Annotated in this window: 23 protein-coding genes and 1 pseudogene; 6 read left to right on the forward strand and 18 right to left on the reverse strand. The window is 72.5% G+C overall.

The window, feature by feature from the left end:
* Positions 1-78 precede the first annotated feature (78 nt).
* The 4 genes from tsaE to ABZ899_RS19995 all read right to left on the reverse strand — a co-directional run bounded on the left by tsaE (position 79) and on the right by ABZ899_RS19995 (position 4,097).
* On the reverse strand, positions 79-591 hold the full coding sequence (gene tsaE / locus ABZ899_RS19980) for a tRNA (adenosine(37)-N6)-threonylcarbamoyltransferase complex ATPase subunit type 1 TsaE (RefSeq protein ID WP_361347678.1): 513 nt from the start codon (positions 589-591) through the stop codon (positions 79-81).
* On the reverse strand, positions 557-1,801 hold the full coding sequence (locus tag ABZ899_RS19985; RefSeq protein ID WP_361347681.1) for an alpha/beta hydrolase: 1,245 nt from the start codon (positions 1,799-1,801) through the stop codon (positions 557-559). The genes tsaE and ABZ899_RS19985 overlap by 35 nt, the downstream gene beginning before the upstream one ends.
* 178 nt (positions 1,802-1,979) lie before the next feature.
* Positions 1,980-3,146 (reverse strand): alanine racemase, encoded by a 1,167-nt coding sequence (gene alr / locus ABZ899_RS19990; RefSeq protein ID WP_361347684.1) that lies wholly within the window; start codon positions 3,144-3,146, stop codon positions 1,980-1,982.
* Positions 3,147-3,209: 63 nt separating this feature from the next.
* On the reverse strand, positions 3,210-4,097 hold the full coding sequence (locus ABZ899_RS19995; protein WP_361347687.1) for a L,D-transpeptidase: 888 nt from the start codon (positions 4,095-4,097) through the stop codon (positions 3,210-3,212).
* A gap of 85 nt (positions 4,098-4,182) precedes the next feature.
* Here ABZ899_RS19995 and ABZ899_RS20000 point away from each other — a divergent pair, with 85 nt between their 5' ends.
* Both ABZ899_RS20000 and ABZ899_RS20005 read left to right on the forward strand, forming a co-directional pair.
* Complete coding sequence (locus tag ABZ899_RS20000) at positions 4,183-4,554, forward strand: holo-ACP synthase (protein ID WP_361347689.1); 372 nt, start codon at positions 4,183-4,185, stop codon at positions 4,552-4,554.
* A 42-nt stretch (positions 4,555-4,596) separates the two neighbouring features.
* Entirely contained in the window at positions 4,597-6,033 is a 1,437-nt protein-coding gene (locus ABZ899_RS20005) for an NAD(P)H-hydrate dehydratase (protein WP_361347691.1), read from the forward strand.
* Between the two features lie 22 nt (positions 6,034-6,055).
* On the opposite strand, the gene ABZ899_RS20010 is transcribed toward ABZ899_RS20005, so the two are convergent.
* Positions 6,056-6,454: a GNAT family N-acetyltransferase gene (locus ABZ899_RS20010; protein WP_361347693.1), complete on the reverse strand. Its 399-nt coding sequence runs from the start codon at positions 6,452-6,454 to the stop codon at positions 6,056-6,058.
* A gap of 47 nt (positions 6,455-6,501) precedes the next feature.
* Positions 6,502-8,349 (reverse strand): glutamine--fructose-6-phosphate transaminase (isomerizing), encoded by a 1,848-nt coding sequence (glmS, locus tag ABZ899_RS20015; RefSeq protein WP_361347696.1) that lies wholly within the window; start codon positions 8,347-8,349, stop codon positions 6,502-6,504.
* Between the two features lie 165 nt (positions 8,350-8,514).
* Here glmS and coaA point away from each other — a divergent pair, with 165 nt between their 5' ends.
* The gene (coaA, locus tag ABZ899_RS20020) at positions 8,515-9,504 is read left to right on the forward strand and encodes a type I pantothenate kinase (protein WP_361347699.1); all 990 of its coding nucleotides are present in this window, start codon (positions 8,515-8,517) and stop codon (positions 9,502-9,504) included.
* Positions 9,505-9,520: 16 nt separating this feature from the next.
* The gene (locus tag ABZ899_RS20025; RefSeq protein WP_361347702.1) at positions 9,521-10,459 is read left to right on the forward strand and encodes a DUF389 domain-containing protein; all 939 of its coding nucleotides are present in this window, start codon (positions 9,521-9,523) and stop codon (positions 10,457-10,459) included.
* Positions 10,460-10,533: 74 nt separating this feature from the next.
* On the opposite strand, the gene glmM is transcribed toward ABZ899_RS20025, so the two are convergent.
* The 4 genes from glmM to ABZ899_RS20045 all read right to left on the reverse strand — a co-directional run bounded on the left by glmM (position 10,534) and on the right by ABZ899_RS20045 (position 14,609).
* Positions 10,534-11,892, reverse strand: a complete 1,359-nt coding sequence (gene glmM, locus ABZ899_RS20030; RefSeq protein ID WP_361347705.1) for a phosphoglucosamine mutase — start codon at positions 11,890-11,892, stop codon at positions 10,534-10,536.
* Between the two features lie 237 nt (positions 11,893-12,129).
* Entirely contained in the window at positions 12,130-12,642 is a 513-nt protein-coding gene (gene rpsI, locus ABZ899_RS20035; protein ID WP_103812805.1) for a 30S ribosomal protein S9, read from the reverse strand.
* A gap of 42 nt (positions 12,643-12,684) precedes the next feature.
* Positions 12,685-13,128 carry a 50S ribosomal protein L13 gene (gene rplM, locus ABZ899_RS20040; RefSeq protein WP_010036634.1) on the reverse strand — a complete coding sequence of 148 codons (444 nt, stop codon included), beginning with the start codon at positions 13,126-13,128 and terminating at the stop codon, positions 12,685-12,687.
* 272 nt (positions 13,129-13,400) lie between these two features.
* Positions 13,401-14,609, reverse strand: a complete 1,209-nt coding sequence (locus ABZ899_RS20045; RefSeq protein WP_361347708.1) for a glycosyltransferase 87 family protein — start codon at positions 14,607-14,609, stop codon at positions 13,401-13,403.
* A 73-nt stretch (positions 14,610-14,682) separates the two neighbouring features.
* On the opposite strand from ABZ899_RS20045, the gene ABZ899_RS20050 reads away from it, so the two are divergent.
* Positions 14,683-15,567, forward strand: a complete 885-nt coding sequence (locus tag ABZ899_RS20050) for a hypothetical protein (protein ID WP_361347711.1) — start codon at positions 14,683-14,685, stop codon at positions 15,565-15,567.
* 49 nt (positions 15,568-15,616) lie between these two features.
* On the opposite strand, the gene ABZ899_RS20055 is transcribed toward ABZ899_RS20050, so the two are convergent.
* The 5 genes from ABZ899_RS20055 to ABZ899_RS20075 form a co-directional block, all read right to left on the reverse strand.
* A complete protein-coding gene (locus ABZ899_RS20055; RefSeq protein WP_361347714.1) occupies positions 15,617-16,687 on the reverse strand; it encodes an NlpC/P60 family protein in 1,071 nt (356 codons plus the stop codon).
* 17 nt (positions 16,688-16,704) lie between these two features.
* A complete protein-coding gene (locus ABZ899_RS20060) occupies positions 16,705-17,187 on the reverse strand; it encodes a poly-gamma-glutamate biosynthesis protein PgsC/CapC (protein WP_062664017.1) in 483 nt (160 codons plus the stop codon).
* Between the two features lie 72 nt (positions 17,188-17,259).
* A complete protein-coding gene (gene pgsB / locus ABZ899_RS20065) occupies positions 17,260-18,978 on the reverse strand; it encodes a poly-gamma-glutamate synthase PgsB (RefSeq protein WP_361347717.1) in 1,719 nt (572 codons plus the stop codon).
* A gap of 6 nt (positions 18,979-18,984) precedes the next feature.
* Positions 18,985-21,249, reverse strand: a complete 2,265-nt coding sequence (locus ABZ899_RS20070; protein ID WP_361347763.1) for a HAMP domain-containing protein — start codon at positions 21,247-21,249, stop codon at positions 18,985-18,987.
* 210 nt (positions 21,250-21,459) lie between these two features.
* Positions 21,460-22,629: a CapA family protein gene (locus ABZ899_RS20075; RefSeq protein ID WP_361347720.1), complete on the reverse strand. Its 1,170-nt coding sequence runs from the start codon at positions 22,627-22,629 to the stop codon at positions 21,460-21,462.
* Positions 22,630-22,754: 125 nt separating this feature from the next.
* Between ABZ899_RS20075 and ABZ899_RS20080 the strand changes: the two genes are divergently transcribed.
* A complete protein-coding gene (locus tag ABZ899_RS20080) occupies positions 22,755-23,645 on the forward strand; it encodes a hypothetical protein (protein ID WP_361347723.1) in 891 nt (296 codons plus the stop codon).
* Between the two features lie 2 nt (positions 23,646-23,647).
* Here ABZ899_RS20080 and truA read toward each other — a convergent pair whose 3' ends face one another.
* The 3 genes and pseudogenes from truA to ABZ899_RS20095 all read right to left on the reverse strand — a co-directional run.
* On the reverse strand, positions 23,648-24,505 hold the full coding sequence (gene truA / locus ABZ899_RS20085) for a tRNA pseudouridine(38-40) synthase TruA (protein WP_361347726.1): 858 nt from the start codon (positions 24,503-24,505) through the stop codon (positions 23,648-23,650).
* Between the two features lie 75 nt (positions 24,506-24,580).
* A complete protein-coding gene (rplQ, locus tag ABZ899_RS20090; protein WP_361347729.1) occupies positions 24,581-25,072 on the reverse strand; it encodes a 50S ribosomal protein L17 in 492 nt (163 codons plus the stop codon).
* A 164-nt stretch (positions 25,073-25,236) separates the two neighbouring features.
* Positions 25,237-25,380, reverse strand: a pseudogene (locus ABZ899_RS20095) (DNA-directed RNA polymerase subunit alpha); the annotation flags it as partial.

Genomic DNA, 25,380 nt, shown 5'->3' on the forward strand with positions numbered 1-25,380 from the left:
ACGCCCACGACCTCGAACGCAACGTTTTCCCGACACGTTGTCGGAACGGCCTCGCGGGCCGGCCCCGGCCCGGGCGCGTCAGGCGGACAGCACGCTCAGGTCCACGGCGGCCCAGCGCTCGCCGAGCCCGGTCACCGTCACGTGCCGCACCTCGTCCGTCGTGTCGCCGACGGCCCGGTGGATCCCGACCTGGAGGCGCTCCTCGGTCAGCTCCTCGACCTTGCCCTCGCCCCACTCCACGACGACGACCGACTCGGGCAGCGAGACGTCCAGGTCGAGGTCCTCCATCTCGTCCAGGCCGCCGGACAGCCGGTAGGCGTCGACGTGGACGAGCGGCGGGCCGTCACCGAGCGACGGGTGCACCCGGGCGATCACGAAGGTCGGGGACGTCACCGCGCCCCGGACCCCCAGGCCCTCGCCGAGCCCCCGGGTCAGGGTCGTCTTGCCCGCGCCGAGCTCCCCGCTGAGCATCAGGAGGTCGCCGGCGCGCAGCAGCTTGGCGAGTCGCCGGCCGAGCTCCCGCATCTGCTCGGGGGAGGTGACGGTCAGCTGTAGGTCACCCGCGTTGTGCGGTGCTGCTGGTGCTTCCATAGCCACTAACCGTAGCCCCTGCGGGCACGGCGCCCGCGCGGGTGAGGAGGTCCGCGAGGCGGTCGGTGACCACCTCCGGGTGCTCCAGCATCACCAGGTGCCCGGCGTCCGGCACCAGCACCAGTTCGGCGTCCGGCAGCAGGTCGGCGATGGCCTCGCTGTGCTCGCTCGGTGTGACCAGGTCGCCCACGCCGGCGAGGACGAGCACGGGCATCTCGGTGAACAGGGCGAGCGCCTCGGTCTTGTCGTGGTCGGTGAAGGCCGGGTAGAACTCGGCGACCACGTCGATCGGGGTCCCCTCGATCATCCGCTCGGCGAACCGGGCGATGGCCGGGTCCACGTCCCGCGACGAGAACGAGTACCGCTTGATGATCCCCGCGAACAGGTCGGCGGTGGCCCGGCGCCCCTTCTCCACCAGCTCGGCGCGCTGCCCCAGCGCCTTGAGGACACCCGGCAGCACACGGCGCACGGCGTTCACCCCCGCGACGGGCAAGCCGAAGTTGACCTCGCCGAGCCGCCCGGACGACGTGCCGACCAGGGCGGTGGCGACGACCCGCTCCCGGATCAGCTCCGGGTACTGGTCGGCCAGCGCCATCATGGTCATCCCGCCCATGGAGTGCCCCACCAGGACGAGGGGTCCCTCGGGCGCCGCCGCGTCGATGACGGCCTTCAGGTCCCGGCCCAGCTGCTCGATGTCGACGTGCCGGCCCTCCTGCGTCTGGGCGACCCCGCGCCCGGACCGGCCGTGGCTGCGCTGGTCCCAGTGCACGGTGCGCACGACGCCCCGCAGCGCCGCCCGCTGGAAGTGCCAGGAGTCCTGGCTGAGGCAGTAGCCGTGGCTGAAGACGACGGTGACGGGGGCCGGCGCCTTGCGCCCGAACAGCCGGCGCCGGCGGGGGCTGAGCGCGGGGGCGGACTCGGGGTCGACGTCGTCGACCTCGTAGTAGAGCAGGGTGCCGTCGTCGGCGTACGCCTTGCCGGGCGTGCCGCGCAGCGAGCCGTACGGTCCCGCCGAGTCCAGTGCGAGGCGTGCCTTCTGGCGCATGCCGCGGCCCACGGTCATCCGCTCTATGGCGACGCCGGCGGCCGCGCCTGCCGCGACCACGCCTATCGCCGCGCCGGCGAGACCGGTCGCCCTGCGCCAGCTCGCGGCCGCCCCCGTCGCGGAGGCGACGGCCGCGACGGCGGCCTCCGCGCTGCTCTCGCTCACGTACCGCTCCTCTTCGCTGGGTCCGGTGCCGGTTGGCGACGGTGGTGGACGGTGCCCGTGGTCCGAGAGGGGTCCCGCTACGGGGTACCCCTCTCGTTCCTCCTTCACATGAATGTACTCAGTGGTAGCAACCGCGTGGCCGCACACCCCGCGGTTCGCCCGGAACCGGCGGCCGCGGCTACCGGCCCTCGTCCACATAGACGCGGGGAACGCGCGCGGAGATGCGCGTGACGACCTCGTAGGCGATGGTTCCCGCCGCCTGCGCCCAGTCCTCGGCCGTGGGCTCCCCGCCGTCGCCCGGCCCGAACAGCACGGCCCGCGCGCCCGCCTCCGGCTCGTCCCCGCCGAGGTCGACGACGAACTGGTCCATCGCGACCCGCCCGGCGACCGTCCGCCACTTGCCGCCGGCCAGGACGGGCCCGGCACCGGAGGCGTGCCGCGGGATGCCGTCGGCGTAGCCGAGCGGGACGAGGCCGAGGGTGGTCTCGCCCGGGGTGACGTAGTGGTGCCCGTAGCTGACGCCGTGCCCGCCGGGCACGTGCTTGACCAGGGCCAGGGATGCCGAGAGGGTCATCACCGGACGCAGCCCCAGGTCGGCGGGGCTGCCCAGCTCGGGGCTCGGCGAGATGCCGTAGAGCGCGATGCCGGTGCGCACCAGGTCGAAGTGGCTCTCGGGGAGCGTGAGCGTGGCCGGCGAGTTCGCGATGTGCCGCACCTCGGGGCGCACGCCCCGCTCCTCGGCGTACGCGGTCATCTCCCGGAAGCGGTCGAGCTGGGGAGCGATGGAGGGGTGGCCCGGCTCGTCGGCGCAGGCGAAGTGGGACCACAGCCCGGTGATCCGGATCAGCCCGTCGGCCTCGGCGCGCAGCGCCTCACGGACCAGCTCGGCCCAGTCGTCCCCCGGCTGGCAGCCGCCCCGCCCCAGGCCGGTGTCGGCCTTGAGCTGCACCCGCGCGGGCGTCCCGGCGCGCCGGGACGCCTCGGTGACCTCGCGCAGCGCCCACATACCGCTGACGGACACGTCGAGGTCGGCCTCGATCGCCTCCTGCCAGGGTCCGCCGGGCGTCCACAGCCAGCACATCATCCGCACGCCCTGGATCCCGGCGGCCCGCAGCGCGAGGGCCTCCTCGGGGGTGGCCGTGCCCAGCCAGGTCGCCCCGGCCTCCAGCGCGGCGCGGGCGCAGCGCAGCGCCCCGTGGCCGTACGCGTCCGCCTTGACGACGGCCATCAGGGCGGCGCCGGGGGCGCGGCCGCGCAGGGTCCGCACGTTGGCCCGCAGGGCGGCCAGATCGATCTCGGCGCGGGCACGCGCGGGCGCGGTCCGCTGTGGTGCTGTGTTCGTCATCGCGCCCCCAGTGTCTCAGAGGGGCCCGGCGACGCCGTCGTGCCGGACCCCCTCGGGCACCTCTCAGCCCTCCGTGCGGTGGCCCCACACGTAGACGCGGTCGCCGTTCCTCAGCAGCTTCCACAGCGCGCGGGCGTCGTCCAGGCGCAGGTTGACGCAGCCCATGGAGCCGACCTCGGTGAAGATGCTGCCGTAGACGCCGTGGAAGGCCTGGCCACCGTCGAAGAACTGCGCGTACGGCATCGGGCTGTTGTAGAGCGTCGACACGTGGTTCTTGTGCCGCCAGTAGACGCGGTGCCATCCGGTGCGGGTGCCGTAGCCCTTGCGTCCGCTGCGCACGGACACCGGCTGGAAGACGACCTCGCGGCCCGTCTGCACCCAGGCGATCTGCCGGTCGAGGTCCACGCAGGCGACCCGGTACGCCCGCACCGGGCACTTCCCGGCGGCGTTGGGGTTCTTGCGGGCGGACTCCAGCCGCATGGTGGCCCAGGTGACGGGCCCGGCGAAGCCGATGGCGGGCTTGATCTTGTGCTTGAGCTGGAAGCGGCGGACGGCACGGCAGTCGGCGGCCGACTGCTCGCCGTCCGCCTTCAGCCCGAGCCACCGCTCGGCCTCCCGCTGGTACGGCCCCGTCTCGTCGCTGCACTTGACGCCCCCGAGGGCGTCCATCGGGGTGACGTACTCGACGAGGTCGTGCGTCGCGTCGGGGGCGTCCTTCGGCTCGACGGCGTCCTCCTCGGCGCTCGGCTCGTACACCTTCGGCGGCAGGGCCTGGTCCGAGGTGTCGGCCGGGGCGAGCGGGAGCATGTCGAGGGGGACACCCGGTACGAGGCCGGCACCCGGTCCGGTGGCCGGGGGCTCGGGGTCCGCCGAGGCGCTGCCAACGGGCAGCAGGGAGGCCGCCGCGAGCATCACGGCGATGCTCCGGCAGGCGATACGTCCGCTGATCATGCGCACAGGGAAGCGTGCGAGGCGGGCCCAGTGGGAGGCGCCGCGCGGCGGGGTCACCCGAAGGAGGAACCGTAAGGTGCTCGCCATGAGCATCATCGGGGTCGGCATCGACGTGGCCGAGATCGACAGGTTTGACGCGGCGCTGCGCCGCACGCCCGGGCTGGCCGAACGGCTGTTCCTGGAAAGCGAGTTGCTGCTGCCCGGTGGTGGACGCCGGGGCATCGCCTCGCTCGCCGCGCGCTTCGCCGCCAAGGAGGCCCTCGCGAAGGCGCTCGGCGCGCCGGCGGGCCTGCTGTGGACCGACGCCGAGGTCTACGTCGAGGACAGCGGACGGCCCCGGCTGCGGGTGCGCGGCACGGTGGCGGCCCGCGCGGCCGAACTCGGCGTGCGGTCCTGGCACGTGTCCCTCAGCCATGACGCCGGGGTCGCCTCGGCGGTGGTGATCGCCGAGGGCTGATTCGATGCGCCGGGCCGCGCCCTGTGCGTCAGACTCGGTCGTATGCGGACTGCTTACGGCGTGGAGACGGTGAGGGCGGCCGAACGGGAGCTGATGGCACGGCTCCCCGAGGGCACACTGATGCAGCGGGCGGCGGCCGGACTCGCCGCCGCCTGCGCGGACCTGATGGGCCGGGTGTACGGCCGCCGGATCGTGCTGCTGGTCGGCAGCGGCGACAACGGCGGCGACGCCCTGTACGCCGGGGCCCGGCTGGCCCGGCGCGGGGCGGGCGTCACGGCGGTGCTGCTCTCTCCGGAGCGGGCGCACCCCGGCGGCCTGGCCGCGCTGCGCAAGGCGGGCGGCCGCAGCGCCGTCGCCGACGCGGGCCGGGAGTTGATCGAGCGCGCCGACCTCGTCGTGGACGGCATCGTCGGGATCGGCGGCAAGGGCGGGCTGCGCCCGGAGGCGGCGGCGCTGGCACACGCGGCGGAGCGGGCCCGGGTGCCGGTGGTCGCGGTGGACCTGCCGAGCGGTGTGGACGCCGACACCGGTGAGGTGCGGGGAACGGCGGTGCGGGCGGACCTCACCGTCACGTTCGGCACGCACAAGCCGGGGCTGCTGATCGACCCGGCACGTGAACACGCCGGTGTGGTGCGGCTCGTCGACATCGGGCTGGCGCTGCCGCACGACGCGGTGGAGCTGGAGGCGCTGCAACACGCGGACGTCGCGCGGCTGTTGCCGGTGCCGGCGGCGGAGTCCGACAAGTACCGCCGGGGCGTCGTCGGCATCGCGGCCGGCTCGGCCCGCTATCCGGGGGCCGCCGTGCTCGCGGTGTCGGGGGCGTTGCGCGGCGGGGCCGGTGCGGTGCGGTACGTCGGCCCGGCCGGTGACGCGGTGATCGCCCGGTTCCCGGAGACCCTGGTGTCGGACCGGGGGCCGCGGAAGGCCGGGCGGGTGCAGGCCTGGGTGGTCGGGCCGGGCGCCGGGGACGACGCGGCGACGGTCGCCGAGGTCCTGTCGACGGACGTGCCGGTGCTGATCGACGCCGACGGTCTGCGGCTGGCGGACCCGGAGGCGGTACGGGAGCGGACGGCGCCGACGCTGATGACCCCGCACGCCGGGGAGGCGGCGGCGCTGCTCGGTGTCACCCGCGAGGAGGTCGAGGCGGCCCGGCTGACGTCGGTCCGGGAGCTGGCGGCGCGCTACACGGCGACCGTGCTGCTGAAGGGGTCCACGACCCTGGTGGCCGGGGCCGGGGGCACCGGTCCGGTCCGGGTGAATCCCACGGGCACCTCCTGGCTGGCCACGGCCGGGAGCGGCGACGTCCTGTCGGGCCTCACGGGCTCGCTGCTGGCGGCGGGCCTCGCCCCGCTGGACGCCGCGAGCACCGGGGCCTATCTGCACGGGCTGTCGGCCCGGTTCGCGGCGGACGGCGCCCCGCTGGCCGCGCATGACGTGGCGGAGGGCATCCCGCGGGCGTGGCGGGACGTGCTGGGGTGACTCCGGGGGGAGGGCCGCCGGGTCAGCCCAGGGCGATCAGTCCCGCATCCGTCGGCCTGAAGCCGCACGCCTGGAAGGAGAAGGGGCGCAGCCGTCCCTCGAAGTCGACGTGCAGCCAGTGGCAGCCCGCCGAGCGCGCCCCCTCGGCGGCGACGGCCACGAGCCAGGTCCCGACGCCCCTCCCCCGCAGCTCCAGGGCCACCATGGTGTCCAGGAGAAAGGCGTGTGCGCCGCCGTCCCACACGACGTCGACGAACCCGACGAGCCGGCCGCCCCGGCGCGCGCAGACCCAGCCGAGGCTGTGCCGGTCCACCCGCGCGCGCCAGTCCGTGGCCGTCGGACCGTGCCCGAACGCCTCCGCGTGCAGGGCGTCGACGGCCGCGTCCTCGAAGTCGCCCCGCCACGCGTACGTGATCGTCATGCCACGAGCGTAGGCAGCGGGCTCCCCGCACGCCGGGGGTTTTCCGCCTACTCCACCGTCACCGACTTCGCGAGGTTGCGCGGCTGATCCACCTCGTTGCCGCGGGCCGTCGCCAGTTCGCAGGCGAAGACCTGCAGGGGCACCGTGGCCACCAGCGGCTGGAGCAGGGTCGGGGTGGCCGGGATGCGGATGAGGTGGTCGGCGTACGGCACGACCGCCTCGTCCCCCTCCTCCGCGATGACGATGGTGCGCGCGCCCCGGGCCCGGATCTCCTGGATGTTGGAGACGATCTTGTCGTGCAGGACCGACCGGCCCCGCGGCGACGGCACGACCACGACGACGGGCAGGTCGTCCTCGATCAGGGCGATCGGACCGTGCTTCAGCTCGCCCGCCGCGAAGCCCTCGGCGTGCATGTAGGCGAGCTCCTTCAGCTTCAGGGCGCCCTCCAGGGCGACCGGGTAGCCCACGTGCCGGCCGAGGAACAGCACCGTGTTCTTCGCGGCGAGGCCGCGCGCCAGTTCCCGCACGGGCTCCATGGTCTCCAGCACCCGCTCGACCGCGCCGGAGATCTGCGAGAGGTCCCGGACGACCGCCCGGATCTCGTCGCCCCACTTGGTGCCCCGCACCTGCCCCAGGTACAGCGCCACCAGATAGCAGGCGACCAATTGCGTCAGGAACGCCTTCGTCGAGGCGACCGCCACCTCCGGCCCGGCGTGCGTGTACAGCACGGCGTCCGACTCGCGCGGGATCGTCGACCCGTTGGTGTTGCAGATCGCCAGCACCCGGGCGCCCTGCTCGCGGGCGTGGCGCAGCGCCATGAGGGTGTCCATGGTCTCCCCGGACTGGGAGATGGCGACGACCAGGGTCTGCTGGTCCATGATCGGGTCCCGGTACCGGAACTCGCTCGCCAGCTCCACCTCGCACGGGATGCGCGTCCAGTGCTCGATGGCGTACTTGGCGATGAGCCCGGCGTGGAAGGCGGTGCCGCAGGCGACGATGACGACCTTGTCGACCTCGCGCAGCTCGGAGGCGCTGATCCGCACCTCGTCCAGCCGGAGCGAGCCGGCCGCGTCGACGCGTCCCAGCAGGGTGTCGGCGACCGCCTTGGGCTGCTCGGCGATCTCCTTGAGCATGAAGTAGTCGTAGCCGCCCTTCTCCGCGGCGGCGGCGTCCCAGTCGACCCGGTAGGACCGCACGTCCGCAGGCCGCCCGTCGAACCCGGTGACCCGCACCGCGTCCCGGCGCAGCTCCACCACCTGGTCCTGGCCCAGCTCGATCGCCGAGCGGGTGTGGGTGATGAACGCGGCGACGTCCGACGCGAGGAAGGCCTCGCCCTCACCGACGCCCACCACGAGCGGCGAGTTGCGCCGCGCGCCCACCACGACGTCCGGCTCGTCGGCGTGCACGGCCACCAGCGTGAAGGCGCCCTCCAGCCGGCGGCACACCAGCCGCATGGCCTCGGCGAGATCGGCCGTCGCCGAGAACTCCTCGGCGAGCAGATGGGCGACCACCTCGGTGTCCGTCTCGGAGACCAGGTCGTGGCCGCGCTCCGCCAGCTCGGCGCGCAGGGCGGCGAAGTTCTCGATGATGCCGTTGTGGACGACGGCGACCCGTCCGGCGTTGTCGAGGTGCGGGTGGGCGTTGGCGTCCGTGGGTCCGCCGTGCGTGGCCCAGCGGGTGTGCCCGATGCCCGTCGTGCCCGTCGGCAGCGGCCGCTCCGTCAGCTCCTTCTCCAGGTTGACGAGCTTCCCGGCCCTCTTCCCGGCCGCCAGCCCGCCGTCCGCGAGCACGGCGACCCCGGCCGAGTCGTACCCCCGGTACTCCAGCCGCTTCAGTCCGGCCATCACGATGTCGAGCGCCGACTGCGACCCCACGTAACCCACGATTCCGCACATGCGCGGCAGCTTACGGCCGGGGCCTGGGCGCGAAGGGTCGAATCGTGCCCGATTTCGGAAATTCCTACGGTGGTACGAACGCCTTCTGCGCCCGGAAGCAGCCGGATCGCCGCCGAGTGACGGATCCCACCCTGCCGTCCGTTCGTACTGCCGTAACAATGGACTGTGATCTCTCCGGTCTCCTCGATCCCCCGGAGCGCCCACCGGCAGCGGCCGGAGGCGACTCCCTACGTGGACCTCACCCGCTCGGAGTGGAGCGCGCTGCGCGACAAGACCCCGCTGCCGCTCACGGCGGAGGAGGTCGAGAAGCTGCGCGGCCTCGGCGACGTCATCGACCTCGACGAGGTGCGGGACATCTACCTCCCGCTCTCCCGCCTCCTCAACCTCTACGTCGGTGCCACCGACGGCCTCCGCGGCGCGCTGAACACCTTCCTCGGAGAGCAGGGCTCCCAGTCCGGCACCCCCTTCGTGATAGGGGTCGCCGGCTCGGTCGCGGTGGGCAAGTCCACGGTGGCCCGTCTGCTGCAGGCGCTGCTGTCGCGCTGGCCCGAGCACCCGCGCGTCGAACTGGTCACCACCGACGGCTTCCTGCTGCCCACCCGGGAGCTCCAGGCGCGCGGCCTGATGTCCCGCAAGGGGTTCCCGGAGTCCTTCGACCGGCGGGCGCTCACCCGGTTCGTCGCCGACATCAAGGCCGGCAAGGGCGAGGTCACCGCCCCCGTCTACTCGCACCTGATCTACGACATCGTCCCGGACAAGCGGCTCACGGTGCGCCGGCCCGACATCCTGATCGTCGAGGGCCTGAACGTGCTCCAGCCCGCCCTCCCGGGCAAGGACGGCCGCACCCGGGTCGGTCTCGCCGACTACTTCGACTTCAGCGTGTACGTCGACGCCCGCACCGAGGACATCGAGAGCTGGTACCTCCACCGCTTCAAGCGGCTGCGCGAGACCGCCTTCCAGAACCCGTCCTCGTACTTCCGCAAGTACACCCAGGTGTCCGAGGACGAGGCCCTGGACTACGCGCGCACGATGTGGCGGACCATCAACAAGCCGAACCTGGTGGAGAACATCGCCCCCACCCGCGGCCGGGCCACCCTCGTCGTGCGCAAGGGCCCCGACCACAAGGTGCAGCGGCTGAGCCTGCGCAAACTGTGACGGCTACGCTGCTCCCATGCTCCACTTCCGGCTGATCACGCCGCCCGAACGGACCGAGGACGTCGTCCGGCTGATCGAGCGGACGGTGGGGACGGCCCATCTCGTCGTCCTGACCGGTGCCGCCCGCGACCCCGCCGGGGACCTCGTCCTGTGCGACGTGGCGCGCGAGGCGGCCGACGCGCTCCTCACCGGGCTCCAGCGCCTGGGCATCGAGGACGACGGGGCCATCGCCGTGGAGGACGTCGACCTGTCGCTGTCCCGGCGGGCCGAACAGGCCGAGAAGGACGCGCCCGGCGAGGCGGCGGACGCGGTGCTGTGGGACCACCTGACGGAGGAGACGCACGAGGAGTCGACGCTCTCCGCGACCTATCTGGCGTTCATCACGCTGGCCACCATGATCGCGGCCTGCGGTGTCGTGCTGGACAACGCGGTGCTGATCGTGGGCGCGATGGCGGTCGGCCCGGAGTTCGGTCCGCTGGCCGGGATCTCCACGGCGATGGTGCAGCGTGCGCCCCGGCTCGCCCTGCGCTCGGTGATCGCGCTCATCTCCGGTTTCGCCGTCGCGATGGCGGTCACCGTGGGCTTCAGCTGGTTCATGGACGCGCTGGGGCTGTTCTCCGAACGGCAGTTGGAGGCCGACCGGCCCAACACGGCCTTCGTCTACGCCCCCGACTGGTTCTCGTTCATCGTGGCGGTCCTCGCCGGGATCGCCGGCACCCTCTCGCTGACCTCGGCCAAGTCCGGCGCCCTGGTGGGCGTGGCCATCTCGGTGACGACGGTGCCGGCCGCCGCCAACGCGGCCGTCGCCCTCAGTTACGGCGACACCCGGCAGACCTTGGGCTCCTCGCAACAGCTCCTGCTGAACCTGCTGGGCATCATCCTGGCAGGCACGCTCACGCTGCTGCTGCAGAAGTGGTCCTGGTCGCGGCAGCCGCGCAAGGTCAACGCCGTCTAGGACGGCGCCCGTTGGGCGCTCGGTACCGCGCGGCCCTTGGTGGCCGCGCGGTCCGGCACTCCTCCGGCACGGGGTCAGCCGAGCGCGGACTTCACCACGTCGGCCAGCCGTCCGGCCACGGACTGCGCCTGCTCGATGTCGGCCGCCTCGACCATCACACGCACCAGCGGTTCGGTGCCCGAGGGACGCAGCAACACCCGTCCGGTGGCCCCGAGTTCACGCTCGGCCTCGGTGACGGCCGCCGAGAGCTCCGCCGACGTGCTCACCCGCGACCTGTCCACGTCGGGGACGTTGATCAGCACCTGCGGCAGCCGGTCCATCACCCCGGCCAGCTCCCGCAGCGAGCGTCCGGTCTGCGCGACACGGGCCGCCAGCAGCAGCCCGGTCAGCGTGCCGTCGCCGGTGGTGGCGTGGTCGAGGATGATGACGTGCCCGGACTGTTCGCCGCCGAGGGCGTAGCCGTGCTCCTTCATCTCCTCCAGCACGTACCGGTCGCCGACGGACGTCTGCACCAGCTTCAGGCCCTCGCGCTCCAGCGCCAGTTTGAAGCCCAGGTTGGACATGACGGTCGCCACCACGGTGTCGGACCGCAGAACGGACCGCTCCCGCATGGCCAGCGCCAGCACGGCGAGGATCTGGTCGCCGTCCACCTCGTCACCGGTGTGGTCCACGGCCAGGCAGCGGTCGGCGTCCCCGTCGTGCGCGACACCGAGGTCGGCGCCGTGCTCGACGACGGCGGCCTTCAGCTTGTCCAGGTGGGTCGACCCGCAGCCGTCGTTGATGTTGAGCCCGTCCGGCTCGGCCCCGATGGTGACGACCTCGGCACCGGCCCGCCGGAACGCCTCCGGCGACACACCGGCCGCGGCGCCGTGCGCCTCGTCGAGGACGATCTTCAGGCCCTCCAGGCGGTTGGGCAGCACCCCGAGGAGGTGCCCGACGTAGTCGTCGAAACCCTCGTCGTAGTCGCGCACCCGGCCGACGCCCGCGCCCGTCGGCCGCTCCCACGGCTCGCCGTGCCGGTGCGAGTCGTACACGGACTCGATCCTGTCCTCCAGTTCGTCGGCGAGCTTGTGGCCGCCGCGGGCGAAGAACTTGATCCCGTTGTCGGGCATGGCGTTGTGGCTGGCGGAGAGCATGACACCGAGGTCGGCGCCGAGCGAGCCCGTGAGATACGCCACCGCGGGCGTCGGCAGCACACCGACACGCAGGACGTCCACCCCGGCGCTCGCGAGGCCGGCGACCACGGCGGCCTCCAGGAACTCCCCGGACGCGCGCGGGTCCCTCCCGACCACCGCGGTCGGCCGGTGGCCTGCAAAGGTGCCCGCCTCGGCCAGTACGTGCGCCGCCGCCACGGAGAGACCGAGAGCCATCTCGGCCGTCAGATCCGCGTTGGCGACACCCCGCACGCCGTCCGTGCCGAAGAGTCGTCCCACTTGTCCTCCTGAGGAAACTTCACTACCCGGGAAGCGGAGCCGGCGCGCGCCCTGCCGCCTGCCGCCGGTGGCTCCCGCTTCCAGGCATTCCATGCCTGAGCATCGGATCACACAAGCCCTTGAACGCCTTGTGCCGTTATACGCCCGCGTCCGGTGATAAGACGAACGCCCCGGTGGCACAGTGGCGTGCCGCCGGGGCGTTCGGAGTACCGGAGTACGTGCAGAGGCAGCTGGCGCTTAGCGCTTGCTGTACTGCGGGGCCTTGCGGGCCTTCTTGAGACCGGCCTTCTTGCGCTCGACCGCACGGTCGTCGCGCTTGAGGAAGCCGGCCTTCTTCAGCGGGCCGCGGTTGTTGTCGACGTCGGCCTCGTTCAGCGCACGGGCGACACCGAGACGGAGCGCACCGGCCTGACCGGAGACACCGCCACCCGCGATGCGGGCGATGACGTCGTAGCGGCCCTCGAGCTCGAGCACCTTGAAGGGCTCGTTGACTTCCTGCTGGTGCACCTTGTTCGGGAAGTAGTCCTCGAGGGTGCGACCGTTGATCTTCCACTTGCCGGTACCCGGGACGATCCGGACACGGGCGATGGCGTTCTTGCGACGGCCCAGGCCGGCGGCCGGCTGGGGCTCACCGAAGCGCGAGGCGAGGGACTCGGAGGTGTACTCGCCCTCCACCGGAACCTCGGACTCGGTGGTGTAGCTGTCGATGTCAAGCTCTTCGAGCGGCTGCTCGGCAGTGGTCTCGGCCACGATTCTCCTCAGATTCTCTTCAGTCTTAGGGGGTGGCCGGACTTACTGCGCGACCTGGGTGATCTCGTACGGCTGCGGCTGCTGCGCGCCGTGCGGGTGCTGGTCACCCTTGTAGACCTTCAGCTTCGAGAGCATCTGACGGCCCAGCGTGTTCTTGGGGAGCATGCCCTTGACGGCCTTCTCGATGGCCTTCTCGGGGTTCTTGTCGAGGAGCTCGTCGTAACGGACGGAGCGCAGACCACCCGGGTAGCCGGAGTGGCGGTACGCCATCTTCTGGGTCCGCTTGTTGCCGGAGAGGTGCACCTTGTCGGCGTTGATGATGATGACGAAGTCACCAGCGTCGACGTGCGGCGCGTAGATCGGCTTGTGCTTGCCCCGGAGGAGCGTCGCGGCAGTGGTGGCGAGACGACCCAGGACGACGTCCTGAGCGTCGATGACGTGCCACTGGCGCGTCACATCGCCGGGCTTGGGGCTGTACGTACGCACGGTTCGTAGCCTTCGCTTCGAGTGAATGGTCCTGAACAGGTCACCGAAACGATCACGACAGCCTGAGCCACTGCGGCGACGCATACCGCGTACGTGGGGTTGCTGGTCATCGGCCCGGTGGACCGGTGTAAGGGCCCGTCCCGTGAGAATGAGCAAGCCAATACACAACGAACATGCAGGATACCTGCGGCGCCCCAGCCGGGTCAAAACGGGTTGCCCGCGGCCGGCGCCACTGTTCCGGGTCCAGAGTAGACGACCCGGGGCCCGCCCGGTCACACGCCGGACGCGCCGCTCGGCGCCGCCGCCGTCCGCGAGGACGGGACGGGCACGGCCGGCGCCGCCTCCCGGCCGGCCCGGCGCCAGGAGTGCAGGCCCAGCGTCACCGCCAGGGCGCACAGCGTCACGGCGTCCCGGAAGGCCCGCCGCTCCCCCGCCTCCAGATAGGGCCAGGTCACCCCGGGCAGCTGCGGCACCAGGGCCATCCAGAACCAGACCGTGCGGGTCACCGACGCCGCGTGGGGCAGCCCCGCCAGCAGCAGCGGCACCGGGACCAGCAGATAGTGGTCGTACGACGGCCTGGAGACCAGGAACGCCGAGAGCATCAGCAGCGCCCCGGTCTCCGCGTACCGCAGCGGTCCCCCGCCGCCGCGCCAGCGCCGGTGGGCGCACACCAGGCCCGCCGCGGCCAGTGCGAGGGCCAGCGCGCCGGCCGGCGCCGCGGGCACCCCCAGCCGGGGCAGCACGGCCGCCGGGGACGCCTCGTAGAGCCGGACGAACCGGTCGTCGCCGCTGAGCAGGAACGGCACGGTCCGGGTGAAGAACCCGGCGGGGTCCGGCAACGTCAGGGCCGCGCCGGCCGAGGCCGCCACCGGCACCGCGACCAGCACGCCCAGGGCCCGCCACCGCCGGGCGAACACGAACAGCAGGCCCATCGGCGCGAGCAGCGGCTTCAGCGCCACCGCCGCCCCGAGCACCGCCGCCGCGGCCACCCATCGCCCGCGCCCCGCGAGCAGCAGCGCCAGGGGCAGGGCCAGGGCCGCGGTCGCCGTCCAGTTGCCCAGCCAGACGAGGTGGGCGAAGGGGGCGAAGCCCGCCGCGAGGGCGAGCAGGCCGAGGGCCGCGAAACGGCTGCGCAGGGGGACGCCGTGCAGCCGCAGCGCGCAGATCCACCCGCCCACCAGGCACCCGGTCACCACGAGGGGCGCCAGCACGCACAGCACGGCCCGCGGCACCAGCACCTGCGGGGCCGCGGCCAGCACCGCGCTGGGCAGATAGAGGAAGTGGGGGTCGTCATACGGCGAGCCGCCGTCCAGCCACGCCTTCGCCGCCCGCACGACGATGGCGTTGTCCATCCCTCCGCGCGAGGTCAGCCGGGCCGTGCGCGTCACGAGGGCTCCCAGCACGGCGGCCAGTGCGACCCACAGCGGCCAGGACGCCCGTCGCACCAACCACCCGGAGATGTCGCTTTTGCGCTCGCTCACGCCCTGAACGCTAGGTGCCGAAGGGCCCTTTGGGGCGGACCGGCACACCCGAGGTCCGTCTAAGATGCGCCCCATGAGCTACGGGCAGCAGGGGGGACCCCCGTCCCAGTGGGATCCCTGGAAACCGCATTCCCAGCAGCCGTGGGACGGCGGCACCGACCAGACCCCGGACTGGGCGGCGCTCGCCGAGGCGTCGGAGACCCGCAACAAGCGGCGCCGGCTGCTGTTCATCGGCGGTGGCGCACTGGCCACCGTCGCCATCGGCGCGGCCGTCGCCGTGGCGGTGGTGTCGGCGAACGGGGACGACTCGGCGTCCGGCAAGCCGGCCTCCGGCGTGCCCTCGACGGCCGACCTGCCGGGTGAGTCGGCGGCCGTCCCGTCGTTCGCGCCGACCAGCGCCCCGCCGCCGCTGGACCCGAAGGACTTCATCGCCAGCAAGAACAAGGACACGGCCCCGCTCGGCGCCCAGATCCTCTTCCCCGGCACCCAGCTGACCATGGGGGAGACGGTCTACAAGAAGGGTGCGACGGACGACACGAAGAACTGTTCCGCCGCCACCAAGGGCGGGCTGCCGAAGCTCCTCGCCGAGGGCGGCTGCACCCGCTTCATGCGGGTCTCCTACGTCAAGGACGGCATCGCGGTGACCGTCGGCGTGGCCGTCTTCGACACCGAGGCGAAGGCCCAGAAGGTCAAGGGCAAGGTCGACACGAAGAAGGACATCGTCCGGTCGCTGTCCGGCAAGGGCGTCAAGGACTTCTGCACCGCGGCGGTCTGCCGCTCGACGTCCAACTCCTACGGCCGGTACGCCTACTTCACCATCACCGGGTTCACCAACGGCCGGAACATGACGGACAAGGACACCGCCGCCTTCAAGGCCGGTGACGACCTCGCGGAGTTCACCTTCCGTCAGATCCGCCGGCGCGGCGAGGCGCAGGCGTCGGCGGCGGCCGGCGAGTGACCGGCCGCCGCACCGGCGGGCTCCACCGGGCCGGGGACCCCGGCCCGGCTCAGAGCCGCTTGGCGCTGCGCAGCGTCTTGGCGTAGTAGCCGTTGCCGTCGAGCCGGGAGACACCGCCGACGTCGCCGATGGTGGGTCCGTTGACCTCCTCGCGGCTGGACACGAAGATCAGGTGCCCCTCGGTGTCGTGACCGAGGACCATGCCGACGTGGTCCAGACGCTCGCCGGTGCGGGTGTCCAGCTTGAAGAAGACGAGGTCGCCCGGCTGGAGCTGGTCGATCGCGGAGGGCCGGTCCTTCGCGGAGATTCCGGTGAGCGGCAGGATGTCGACACCCACCTTGGAGCGTGCCATGCCGTTGGCGGTGCGGGGCAGGCCGTCGCCGGAGGTGTCGGTGGACATCAGCGGGAAGCGGGCCCGGTAGCCGAGCACCATGCGGATGAAGCCCGAGCAGTCGATGGACTTGGTGCGCATCGCCTCCGGCTGCCCGACGGTGCCGTCCCGGAAGGGGTAGGGCACCTGGAGGTAGTCGTAGAAGTCGGACTGCTCCAGACGCAGGTCGCCGCCCTCGGCGCCGGTGGTGTTCAGCGGCCCGAAGTTGGCGTCACCGGCGTAGACGACGCCCTGCTCGTCCTTCTTCTCCGGGGCGCCCGCCACGTACTGGAAGGCGAACGCGAAGATGTCGTCCTCCTTGCTGTCCTGGTACTCGGCGTACCAGTCCTTGAACCACTTCTTCTTCTCCGCGCCCTTGGTCCACGGCTCCGGCATCAGCCGCACCCAGTCCGTGGTGCTGACCTTGGACGCGGTCGACGCGGGCTCCTGGAAGGTGCGGGCCGGGCCGGTCAGCGTCGCCATGCGCGCGCCGTCCGTGAAGACGGCCTTGATCTGGCCGTCGGCTCCGCGCAGCACCGAGCGCGCCGGGTTCTCCAGCCGCGACCAGGTCGTCCTGCCCTCACTGTCCCCCGTGCTGCGGCCTCCCTCCAGGACGCCGACGTTGCGCACCTCGGTGATGCCCGGGTCCTCCTGCTTGCGCAGCTCCACCGTGAGGTAGCCGGAGGTGCCGACCAGCGCCAGCAGCACCAGGCCGGTGACGACGGGCCTCGACTTCTTCTTCCCTGCCATCGATTGCTCCTCGGATCTCAGACGGTCGGCATGACGCCGAGCAGCAGGCCGGCGGCGACGACGATGTAGGCCATCAGGGACACCGTTCCGGTGGCCAGCAGCGTGGCCCCCTTGGGCTGGCGCACCATCTGGTAGGCGACCAGGCCCGGCACGATGAAGCCGAGCGTCTGGTTGCCGTAGAGCAGCGGGAACTCCAGTGAGAGCACGATCATCACCGTGGCCTGCAGGAGTACGCCGAGCAGCACCACCGCGGCGAACAGCCGCTTGCCGTAGAGGATCACCAGTCGCTGCATGATCTTGGTGCCGCCGTAGGTGAGGGCGGTGACGCCGACCACCATGGCCGCGCGCTGGAGGTCCTCGATGAGGGTGAGCGCGATCCAGCCGGGGGTGATCATTCCGCCGGGCGACAGATTGGTCGTGAGATAGCACAGCAGCGAGAAGAACAGGCCGATGGCGATGCCCAGGGCGGCCATCTCGGGGGTCAGGGCGGCGGTGGTCAACGGGGTCTCCGGACAGAGGGGTGCGGGTTCGTGGGCGGGGCGGGCGGCCTGCGGGGCGGCCGCCCCGCGGGATCAGGCGCGCGGGTGGTGTCCGCCGTCGCCGGCCGGCGGGCGCGGTGGCCGGCCCTGGTGCTCGTCGGGGTGCGGCTGCCGCGGTGCCCGGCCCGTGCCGTAGGGCTGCCCGGGGTGCCCGTCCGGGCCGGTGCCCTGCGGCAGCTGCGGACGCGCGGGCTGCTGGGGCGCGCCCGGCCGGCGCACCGGCGGGGACTGGAACCAGCCGGCCTGCCCGGGCACGGGCTCCGCGCCGGGGCCCGGCTGCCGCTGGACCGGCTGCTGTCCGTACGGCGCCGCCGGGCCGTGTCCGCCCTGCGCCCCGTCGCGCGCGTGCCGGCCGTCGGCCCGCTGCCGACCGGGCGCGCCGGCGTGGGCCGCCGCGGTGTCGCCGTACGGCGCGGCCGGCTGCTGCGGGATGCGGACCACCGGGATCTCCTGGGTCTGCGAGGCCTGGTACCGCTCCTCGTAGGCCGTGGGGTAGGAGGCGTACGGGTCGAGGCGCTGGGCCTGCTGCGGTGCGCTGGCCACCGCCTCGGGGACCTCCTCCACCGCGCTCTCGTCGGCGGGGAGCTCGGCCAGGTACTCCAGCAGTTCCTCGCCCTGTCCGTGGATGTTGCCGATGGCCACCAGGGAGGAGCCGTCGGCCATCCGGTCCAGCAGGGCCGGCATGAACTCGTCCGCCGGGCGGCGCTCGCCGCCGAGGTCGACCGCGCGGTCGCGCCAGTCGGCGGGGATGGCGTCGATGGCGCTCCTGGACGGGTGGCCGATGACGAAGACGTTGTCCGGCTGCAGGTCCGGGATGATCTCGCCCATCTGCCCGTTGCGCTCCACCCGGTCCGGGCGGCAGTTGATCACGACGTTCAGCGGGCGGCGGATCGCGCCGAGGTCGAGCAGCTGGTTGATGTTCATCAGCGTCGACTCGGGGTCGTTGGCCGCGAACACGTTGGCGAAGGCGAGCCGCTTGCCGTCGGGGGCGACATAGCGCTCCACGGAGAGCACACCCGGGTCCGGCGGGGCGTCGTACATGCCCTGCAGCGCGACCTCGCGCTCGACGCCCAGCAGTTCCGCGACGACCAGGGCGATCGCCACGTTCTCCTTGAAGGTGAACCAGCTGAAGCCGCGCAGCTCCTCGTCGCTGACGGTCTCCGGGTCCGCGTAGATCAGCTTGCAGTTCCGGGCGTCCGCCTCCTCCTGGAGGATGTGGAAGCGCTCCTTCTCCGCGGTGACGCAGATGCCGTCCTCCGGCATGGAGCGGCACAGCGAGCGCGCCACGTCGTCCAGGGTCGGGCCCATCTCGGCGAGGTGGTCCTCGCGGACGTTGCACAGCACGCCGATCGTCGAGCGGATCAGCTTGCTCTGGTTGACCTCCTGGAGCGCCGGCATGACCGCCATGCACTCGATGACGAGGGCGTCGGGGCGGTAGGTGGCGGCCCGGCGGACGATGCCGATCTGCTCGACGACGTTGGCGATGCCGAACTTGCGGTAGACCGGCTCCTCCGTGGCGTCCGGGTGGATGAAGCGGGCCGCGGTGCCCGTCGTCTTGGCCACGGTCACCAGGTCACCGCCGCGCAGGGCGCCCGCGCACAGCCGGGTGATGGAGGACTTGCCGCGGATGCCGTTGACCAGCACCCGCGAGGGGATGGTGTGCAGTGCGGCGTAGTGCCTGCGCTGCTCGATGATGCCGGCCACCAGCAGGGACACCCCGCCGATCAGCAGCACGACGTAGAGATAGAGCACGTCCGGTCACCTTCCTCCGGCGCCGAGCCGGGGCTCGGCACTCCGGCGCGCCTGGTTCTGCCTGCGGGCCTGCAACTGCTGGCGGACCAGTTCGAGGCTGCGGACGACGGCCCCCACCTCGTCGTGGTAGCGGGGGTACAGCACGGTCTTGAGGTCGCCCTCGGCCAGCTTCTCGGCGCTGCTCGCGAGGGCGCGCAGCGGCCGGACCACGACCAGGTGGATCCAGCCCAGGCAGACCACAATCAGGGCGAGCCCGAGCATCCCGGCGAGCACGCTGCGGTCCTCGCGCTCGTACGCGGCGATCTCGAAGTGCTTGGCGTTCTGCCAGCTCACGACGGTCCAGCCGACGTCGGAGGCCACACCGCCGCCGGAGAACGGCGCCGCCGCGGCGACGGTGACGGAGCGGCCCTCGCGGATGAGCAGGCCGTTCTCCACGGGTCCGGCGCCGACCTTGACGCCACCGGCCCGCACGAGGTCGGTGAGCGCGTCGCGCGGCAGGTCCTCGAAGGCGAGGAAGCCGTCGCTCGCGGCGATGGTCCTGGCCCGGGCGTCGACCACGCGGACCTCACCGAGGCCCGGCCGGGCCAGCAGCGAGTTCAGGAACTCGACGCGGATCTCGCCGACGAGCGTCATGCCCTTCTGGTCCGGCACGGCGGCCGCGGCCTGGATGACCGGCTTCTTGCCGCCCTCGCCGGTCACACGGATGAGCCGGGCGTCCCGGCCCTCGGTCTCCTCGTCGCCGCCCCAGCCGGCCTGCGGATCGGCGCCGGCGCGCGCGATCACCTCGCCGCCCCGGTCGATGACGTACAGGGAGCCGTAGCGGGTGTGCTCGCGCAGGGCGCCGGAGAGCACGTCGGAGGCGGCGCGGGGGTCGGTCGGGTCGATCAGCCGGGTCATGGACACGAGGTCGGCCTGGGCCTCGTTCAGCGCCCGGCGGACCCGGTCTGCGACGAGGTCGGTGCGGTCGCGCTGGTCGTTGACCATGGTGCTGGGCACGCTGACCGAGGCGTCCGTGCGGTTGAGCAGCAGGCCTACCGGGACGCACCACAGCAGGAGCAGGACGGCCGTCAGGGCGAGCGGCACCCGCAGCCCGAACCGGCCGCGGCGGCCGGTGCGCTGCGTCGAGGGCTCCACGCCCCCGCCGGCGAGCTGCGCGCGCAGCCGCTCCAGGGCGGCGCCGACCCGGGCGGCCTCGCCCCAGCGGGGCACGGCGACGGGCCGGGTCAGATCGCCGCGGGCGAGCCGGCGGGACTCCAGGAAGAGGGCGAGCAGGGGGTGCTGCACGGCTCTCCAGAGCAGGGCGGCCGCGAGCAGGCCGACGACGACGAGCACGCCCGCCGTGATCAGCCCGTACAGCTCTCGCTCCTGACCGGCGGCCTCCTCCTGCACCACGGGCAGCATGGCCACGACGGTCAGGCCGAGGCCCGCGCCGACGCTCTTGCGCTGCTCGGGGTCGGCGGAGGCGAGGGAGGCGTAGCCGGCGGTGGCGATCCGGCCGTTGTAGGAGTCGCCGAGCAGGGTGCCGCTGACGCCGGGGTAGCCGTGGGAGCCGGGCTCGCGGGCACTGACCGGGTCCTGCTCGGTCTCCTTGGCGGCCTCCTCGGAGAGGCGGCTCATCTGCTTCTGGAGGAAGACCAGTTCGTCGCGCTCGGCGTCGGAGTTCAGCGCTTCGGCCTGCTCGAAACCGGCCGTGGCGAGGACCTCGCCGCCCCGGGCCACGACCGCCATGGAGCGGAAGGGGCCCAGGTTGATGGCGGGCACGGACAGGCTGTTGGAGGCGATGAGGAGCTGCTGCGGGCGGTCCTTCCAGTCGAGGAGCGCCATGGTCATCAGCCGGACGTCACCGGTCTTGAGCCGGACCATGCGCGGGGTGAGGGCGTTCTCGCCCTGGAGCACGTCCTTGTCGAGCCAGCCGAGAGGAATCGTTTCCCCTCTGGCGGCGAGCACCTTGCCGCTCTCCAGGTCCAGCACCGTGGTGCCGGTCCACTTCTGGTACGTGTTGCTCAGGTCCGACAGCACCCGCTCCGGGTCCGCGGACCTGCCGGCGGTCAGCACGGCCGCGGTGCGGTCCAGGTCGGTGACCCGCTCGTCGATCGACGCGCGTAGGGCGATCGCGCCGTCCTCCGCGAAGTGCTGCTGGGAGCCCAGCACCGCCTTCGGCACGACGGGGTCGCCGCCCGGGCCCAGCACCTTCGCGGTCAGCCCGGCCAGGGCGACGATCAGCAGGCACAGCAGCGCGATCGGCGGTCGAACGCCGCCCAGCAGCGGCATGTCAGCGCGTCTGCGCATGCGCCGCCGACCGCCGCGTCCGGGACGCGCGGATGCTTGGGTTGGAGTCACCGGTGGTTTCCTTCGCCTCTTCACTACTCAGGCGCTCGCAGGAGCCACCGCTGACGCGGGCATGAGACGCCGTCCCTCTTAAAGACTTCCGACACGCGCTGGGGTTGGGCTCCGGCACGTAAGAGCTTGTTGTGTCCCTCGTCACTTCCCGAGGGACAGCGGCTCGAGACCGTCGCCGCCGGGTGCGCCCCGGTTGTAGAGGAAGCCTCGCGTCCGGTCGGCGGCCAGCCGGTAGCGGGCGATCCTGTCCTCGGACAGGCCTCGGGGATGGTCGAGCGCGTCCTGCACGTCCACCAGCCGGTGGTCGACGACCGCGCCCTCGGGGGCCTTCTCCCCCGCCTCCAGCTCCGGCGGGATGTCGACCAGCGTGGTCCGGTAGCGCGCGTCGACCTTCCAGCCGTCCGTCGTCTCCTTGAACTCGAACCAGCCGATCGCGCCCTCCTCGGTGAGGCCGGTCGGCGAGGAGTGGCGGGCCACCTGGTTGCCGAGGCTGTAGGCGACCCAGGTGCCGTTGACCTTCTGGATGGGCTGCACGACGTGGGCGTGGTGGCCGATCACCAGGTCGACGCCGGTCTCCTTGGTGATCCGCTCGGCCAGCTTCAGCTGCGGCACGCTGGGCTCGTTGTAGTGCTCCAGACCCCAGTGCACGGAGAGGATCACGACCTCGGCGCCCTTCTTGCGGGCCCGCGCCTCGGCCTTCTTGATCTCGTCGATGCCGATCCGGTTGAACGCCCACTTCTGCTTCTCGGGCGTGGGGTTCAGGAACGACTCCCACGAAAAGGCCAGGTGAGCGACCTTGACGCCGTTGACGTCCCGGATGTTGATCTGTTCTGCTTCCTTGGGCGTCCGCGCGGACCCGGTGTGTCCCAGACCCACCTTGTCCATCGCGTCCAGGGTGCGCTTCACGGCCTTGAGGCCGTGGTCGAAGGTGTGGTTGGAGGCCGTCGAGCAGGTGTCGTACCCCACGTCCTTGAGGGTCGTGAGGATCTGCGGCGGGACCAGGAATTCGGGGTACCCCTCGAAGGGTCCCCTGGGAGTGCCGACCGGCGTCTCCATGTGACAGATGGCCAGGTCGGCCTTGCTGATGATGGGCTTCACACCCGCCATCAGCGGTCCGAAGTCCAGCCCGGCCCGCCCCTTGCCGGTCTTCTTGGCGTCCCTGGCCGCCTGGTCGATCAGCTCGGGGTGGATGAGCACATCACCCGCGGCGGCGACGGTGAACGAGCGGCCCCCCGGCTTCACCTGGGCCCCGGACGGCTCGGAGGAGGTACAGGCGGCCACCAGGCCCGCCAAAGCCCCCAGAACCGCCACCGAGCGACCTATACGGAGAGACTTACGGAATGTCACCGCGACATACTCACATGCCACTCACATCTCGATCGCTCTCGTTCATCACAAGAACATCACGTTTCACTCGCATTCTTGCTCCAGCGGTTTTGACGCTCGCACTGGCCGCCTGCGACTCAACGTCCGCCGAGCGCCCGGAACAATCGGCTCCGCAGGCCCGCGAACTCGTCGATCTGCGCAGCCGCATCCTCACGTACACGGCGGACTTCGCCCCCGACGGCGACTACGCCCCGCCCGGCGACGCCGAGCGCGAGCGGCTGGCGGACGGCGTGGGGGCCCTGCTCGACGGGGACGCCGCGGAGGCGGAGCGCCGGCTCGCCCCGCTCGGCCTCTCCGTGGCCCGCCTCACCGACACCGACTCCGGCCGCCGCTACGACGAGATAGCCGCCACCCGGCCGGACGGCGACGCCGCGCACTGGGGACGCCTCTATCTGAACGCCGACTCCACCCTGCGCTGGAACGTCCAGGTGCCCCACCCGGTCTCCGACCGCGACACCGAGGAACTGGGCGTCCGGCTGCTGGAGGACACCCCGTCCGGCGCGCTCGTCCTGGCCGGCGCCCACCGCAGGGCCGGCCGCTCCGGCGCCGCGGACGTGGCCCACCGCGAGGACAGCGCCTTCCACACGGTCGTCGAGGAACTGCAGAAGCGCGGGGTGCCCGGCCTCCAGCTGCACGGATTCGCCCGGAACCGCGAGCGTCCCTACGAGGCCATCGTGTCCGGCGGCGCGGCCGGCAGCGCGCCCGGCGTGGCCACGGCCCTGGCCGACCGGCTGGAGGCCGACGGCCTGCGGGTCTGCCGCGGCTGGTCGGCCCGCTGCCCGCTGGAGGGCACCGCCAACGTGCAGGGCAGGTCCGCCGAGCGCCGGCACGCCCTGTTCCTGCACGTGGAGCTCGCCCCCGTCGCCCGCGGGGACGGCCCCGACGCCGACGACGCCGCCGACGCCCTCGTCGACACGCTGGCCACCTGGGACCGGGACTGAGCTCAGCAGCAGCCGGCGCCGGGCAGCGTCCGCTTGTTGCGCGCCTCCTTGTTCCGCGCGGCGAGCAGCTCGTCCGCCGGGTAGCCGACCTCTTCGAGGGTCAGCCCGTGCGGCCGTACGACGTGCACGGCGGAGTCCCTGACACCGGCGGCGAGCACCTTGCCGGGCCAGTCGGGGGGCCGGTGCCCGTCCCCCACGAACAGCAGCGCCCCGATGAGCGAGCGCACCATGTTGTGGCAGAACGCGTCCGCCCGCACGGTCGCCGTGACGATCCCGTCGTCCCCGCGCACCAGGCTCAGGTCCTGGAGGGTGCGGATGGTCGTGGCGCCCTCCCGCTTCTTGCAGTAGGCCGCGAAGTCGTGCTCCCCGAGGAGCCGCCGGGCCGCCTCGTTCATGGCGTCCACGTCGAGCGGCCAGTCGTGCCACAGGACGTGGTTGCGCAGCAGCGGATCGACGCCCCCGGGGTTGTCGGTCACGCGGTAGGCGTACCGCCGCCACACCGCGGAGAACCGGGCGTCGAATCCGGCGGGCGCCTCGCGCAGCGCCCACACCCGCACATCCCTGGGCAGCCGTCCGGCGAGCCGCTTGAGCAGCTTCTCGCTGTGCTCGGCCCACACCGCGCGCGGCAGGTCCACGTGCGCGACCTGCCCGCGCGCGTGCACCCCGGCGTCCGTCCGCCCCGCGACGGTCAACTCGTACGTGGTGTCCCCGGACCGTGTGACGGTCCGCAGCGCGTCCTCGATCTCCCCCTGCACGGTCCGTCGCCCGCCGGCCTGCTTGGCCCACCCGGAGAACTCGGTGCCGTCGTACGACAGGTCGAGGCGCAGCCGTACGTATCCGGGTCCCACTTCGTCACTCACCCGTAGATCCTCTCAGCGACACGAAAGCGGGCCCGCCCCCCGGAAGGGACGGACCCGCGATCGAACAGCCCCGGACTAGGCGTCCTTCGGCTCCTCGGCGGGAGCCTCGTCGGCCTTGGTCGTGTCGACCTTGGTCTCGGCGGCCTCGGAGTCCTTGGCGGCACGCTTGGTGGCGGCCTCGGCCTCACCGGTGGCCTCCTGGGCGACCGTCAGCGCCTCGACCAGCTCGATGACAGCCATGGGCGCGTTGTCGCCACGACGGTTACCGACCTTGGTGATCCGGGTGTAGCCACCCGGACGGTTCTCGTACCGCGGGCCGATCTCGGTGAAGAGCGTGTGGACGATGCCCTTGTCCGTGATGACCTGGAGCACCTGACGGCGGTTGTGAAGGTCGCCCTTCTTCGCCTTGGTGATCAGACGCTCGGCGTACGGCCTCAGACGGCGGGCCTTCGCCTCGGTGGTGGTGATCCGGCCGTGCTCGAAGAGGCTCTTCGCCAGGTTCGCGAGGAGGAGCTTCTCGTGCGCGGCGCTGCCGCCCAGACGGGCACCCTTGGTGGGCTTCGGCATGTTCTTTCTCCTGTGTGTCTGCCCCGGCCGTATCAGGTACCGGGGTCAGTATCCGAGCGAGCGGGTTTGCTCGTCGGAGACCCCGCGCCCCAGAGGAGCGCGGGGAACTGCGGACCGGCCACGGCCGGTCCGCAGTCGACATCGAACCCGTCGGGTCCGAGCTGTCAGTACTGCTCGGTCTCGACGAACCCGGCGTCCGCGTCGTCGTCCGCACCGAAGGCGTCCGCGGCGGCGGTCGGGTCGAATCCGGGCGGGCTGTCCTTGAGGGCCAGGCCCATGCCGGCCAGCTTCGCCTTGACCTCGTCGAT

The organism is Streptomyces sp. NPDC046859 (genome assembly GCF_040645135.1).
GTDB lineage: Bacteria > Actinomycetota > Actinomycetes > Streptomycetales > Streptomycetaceae > Streptomyces.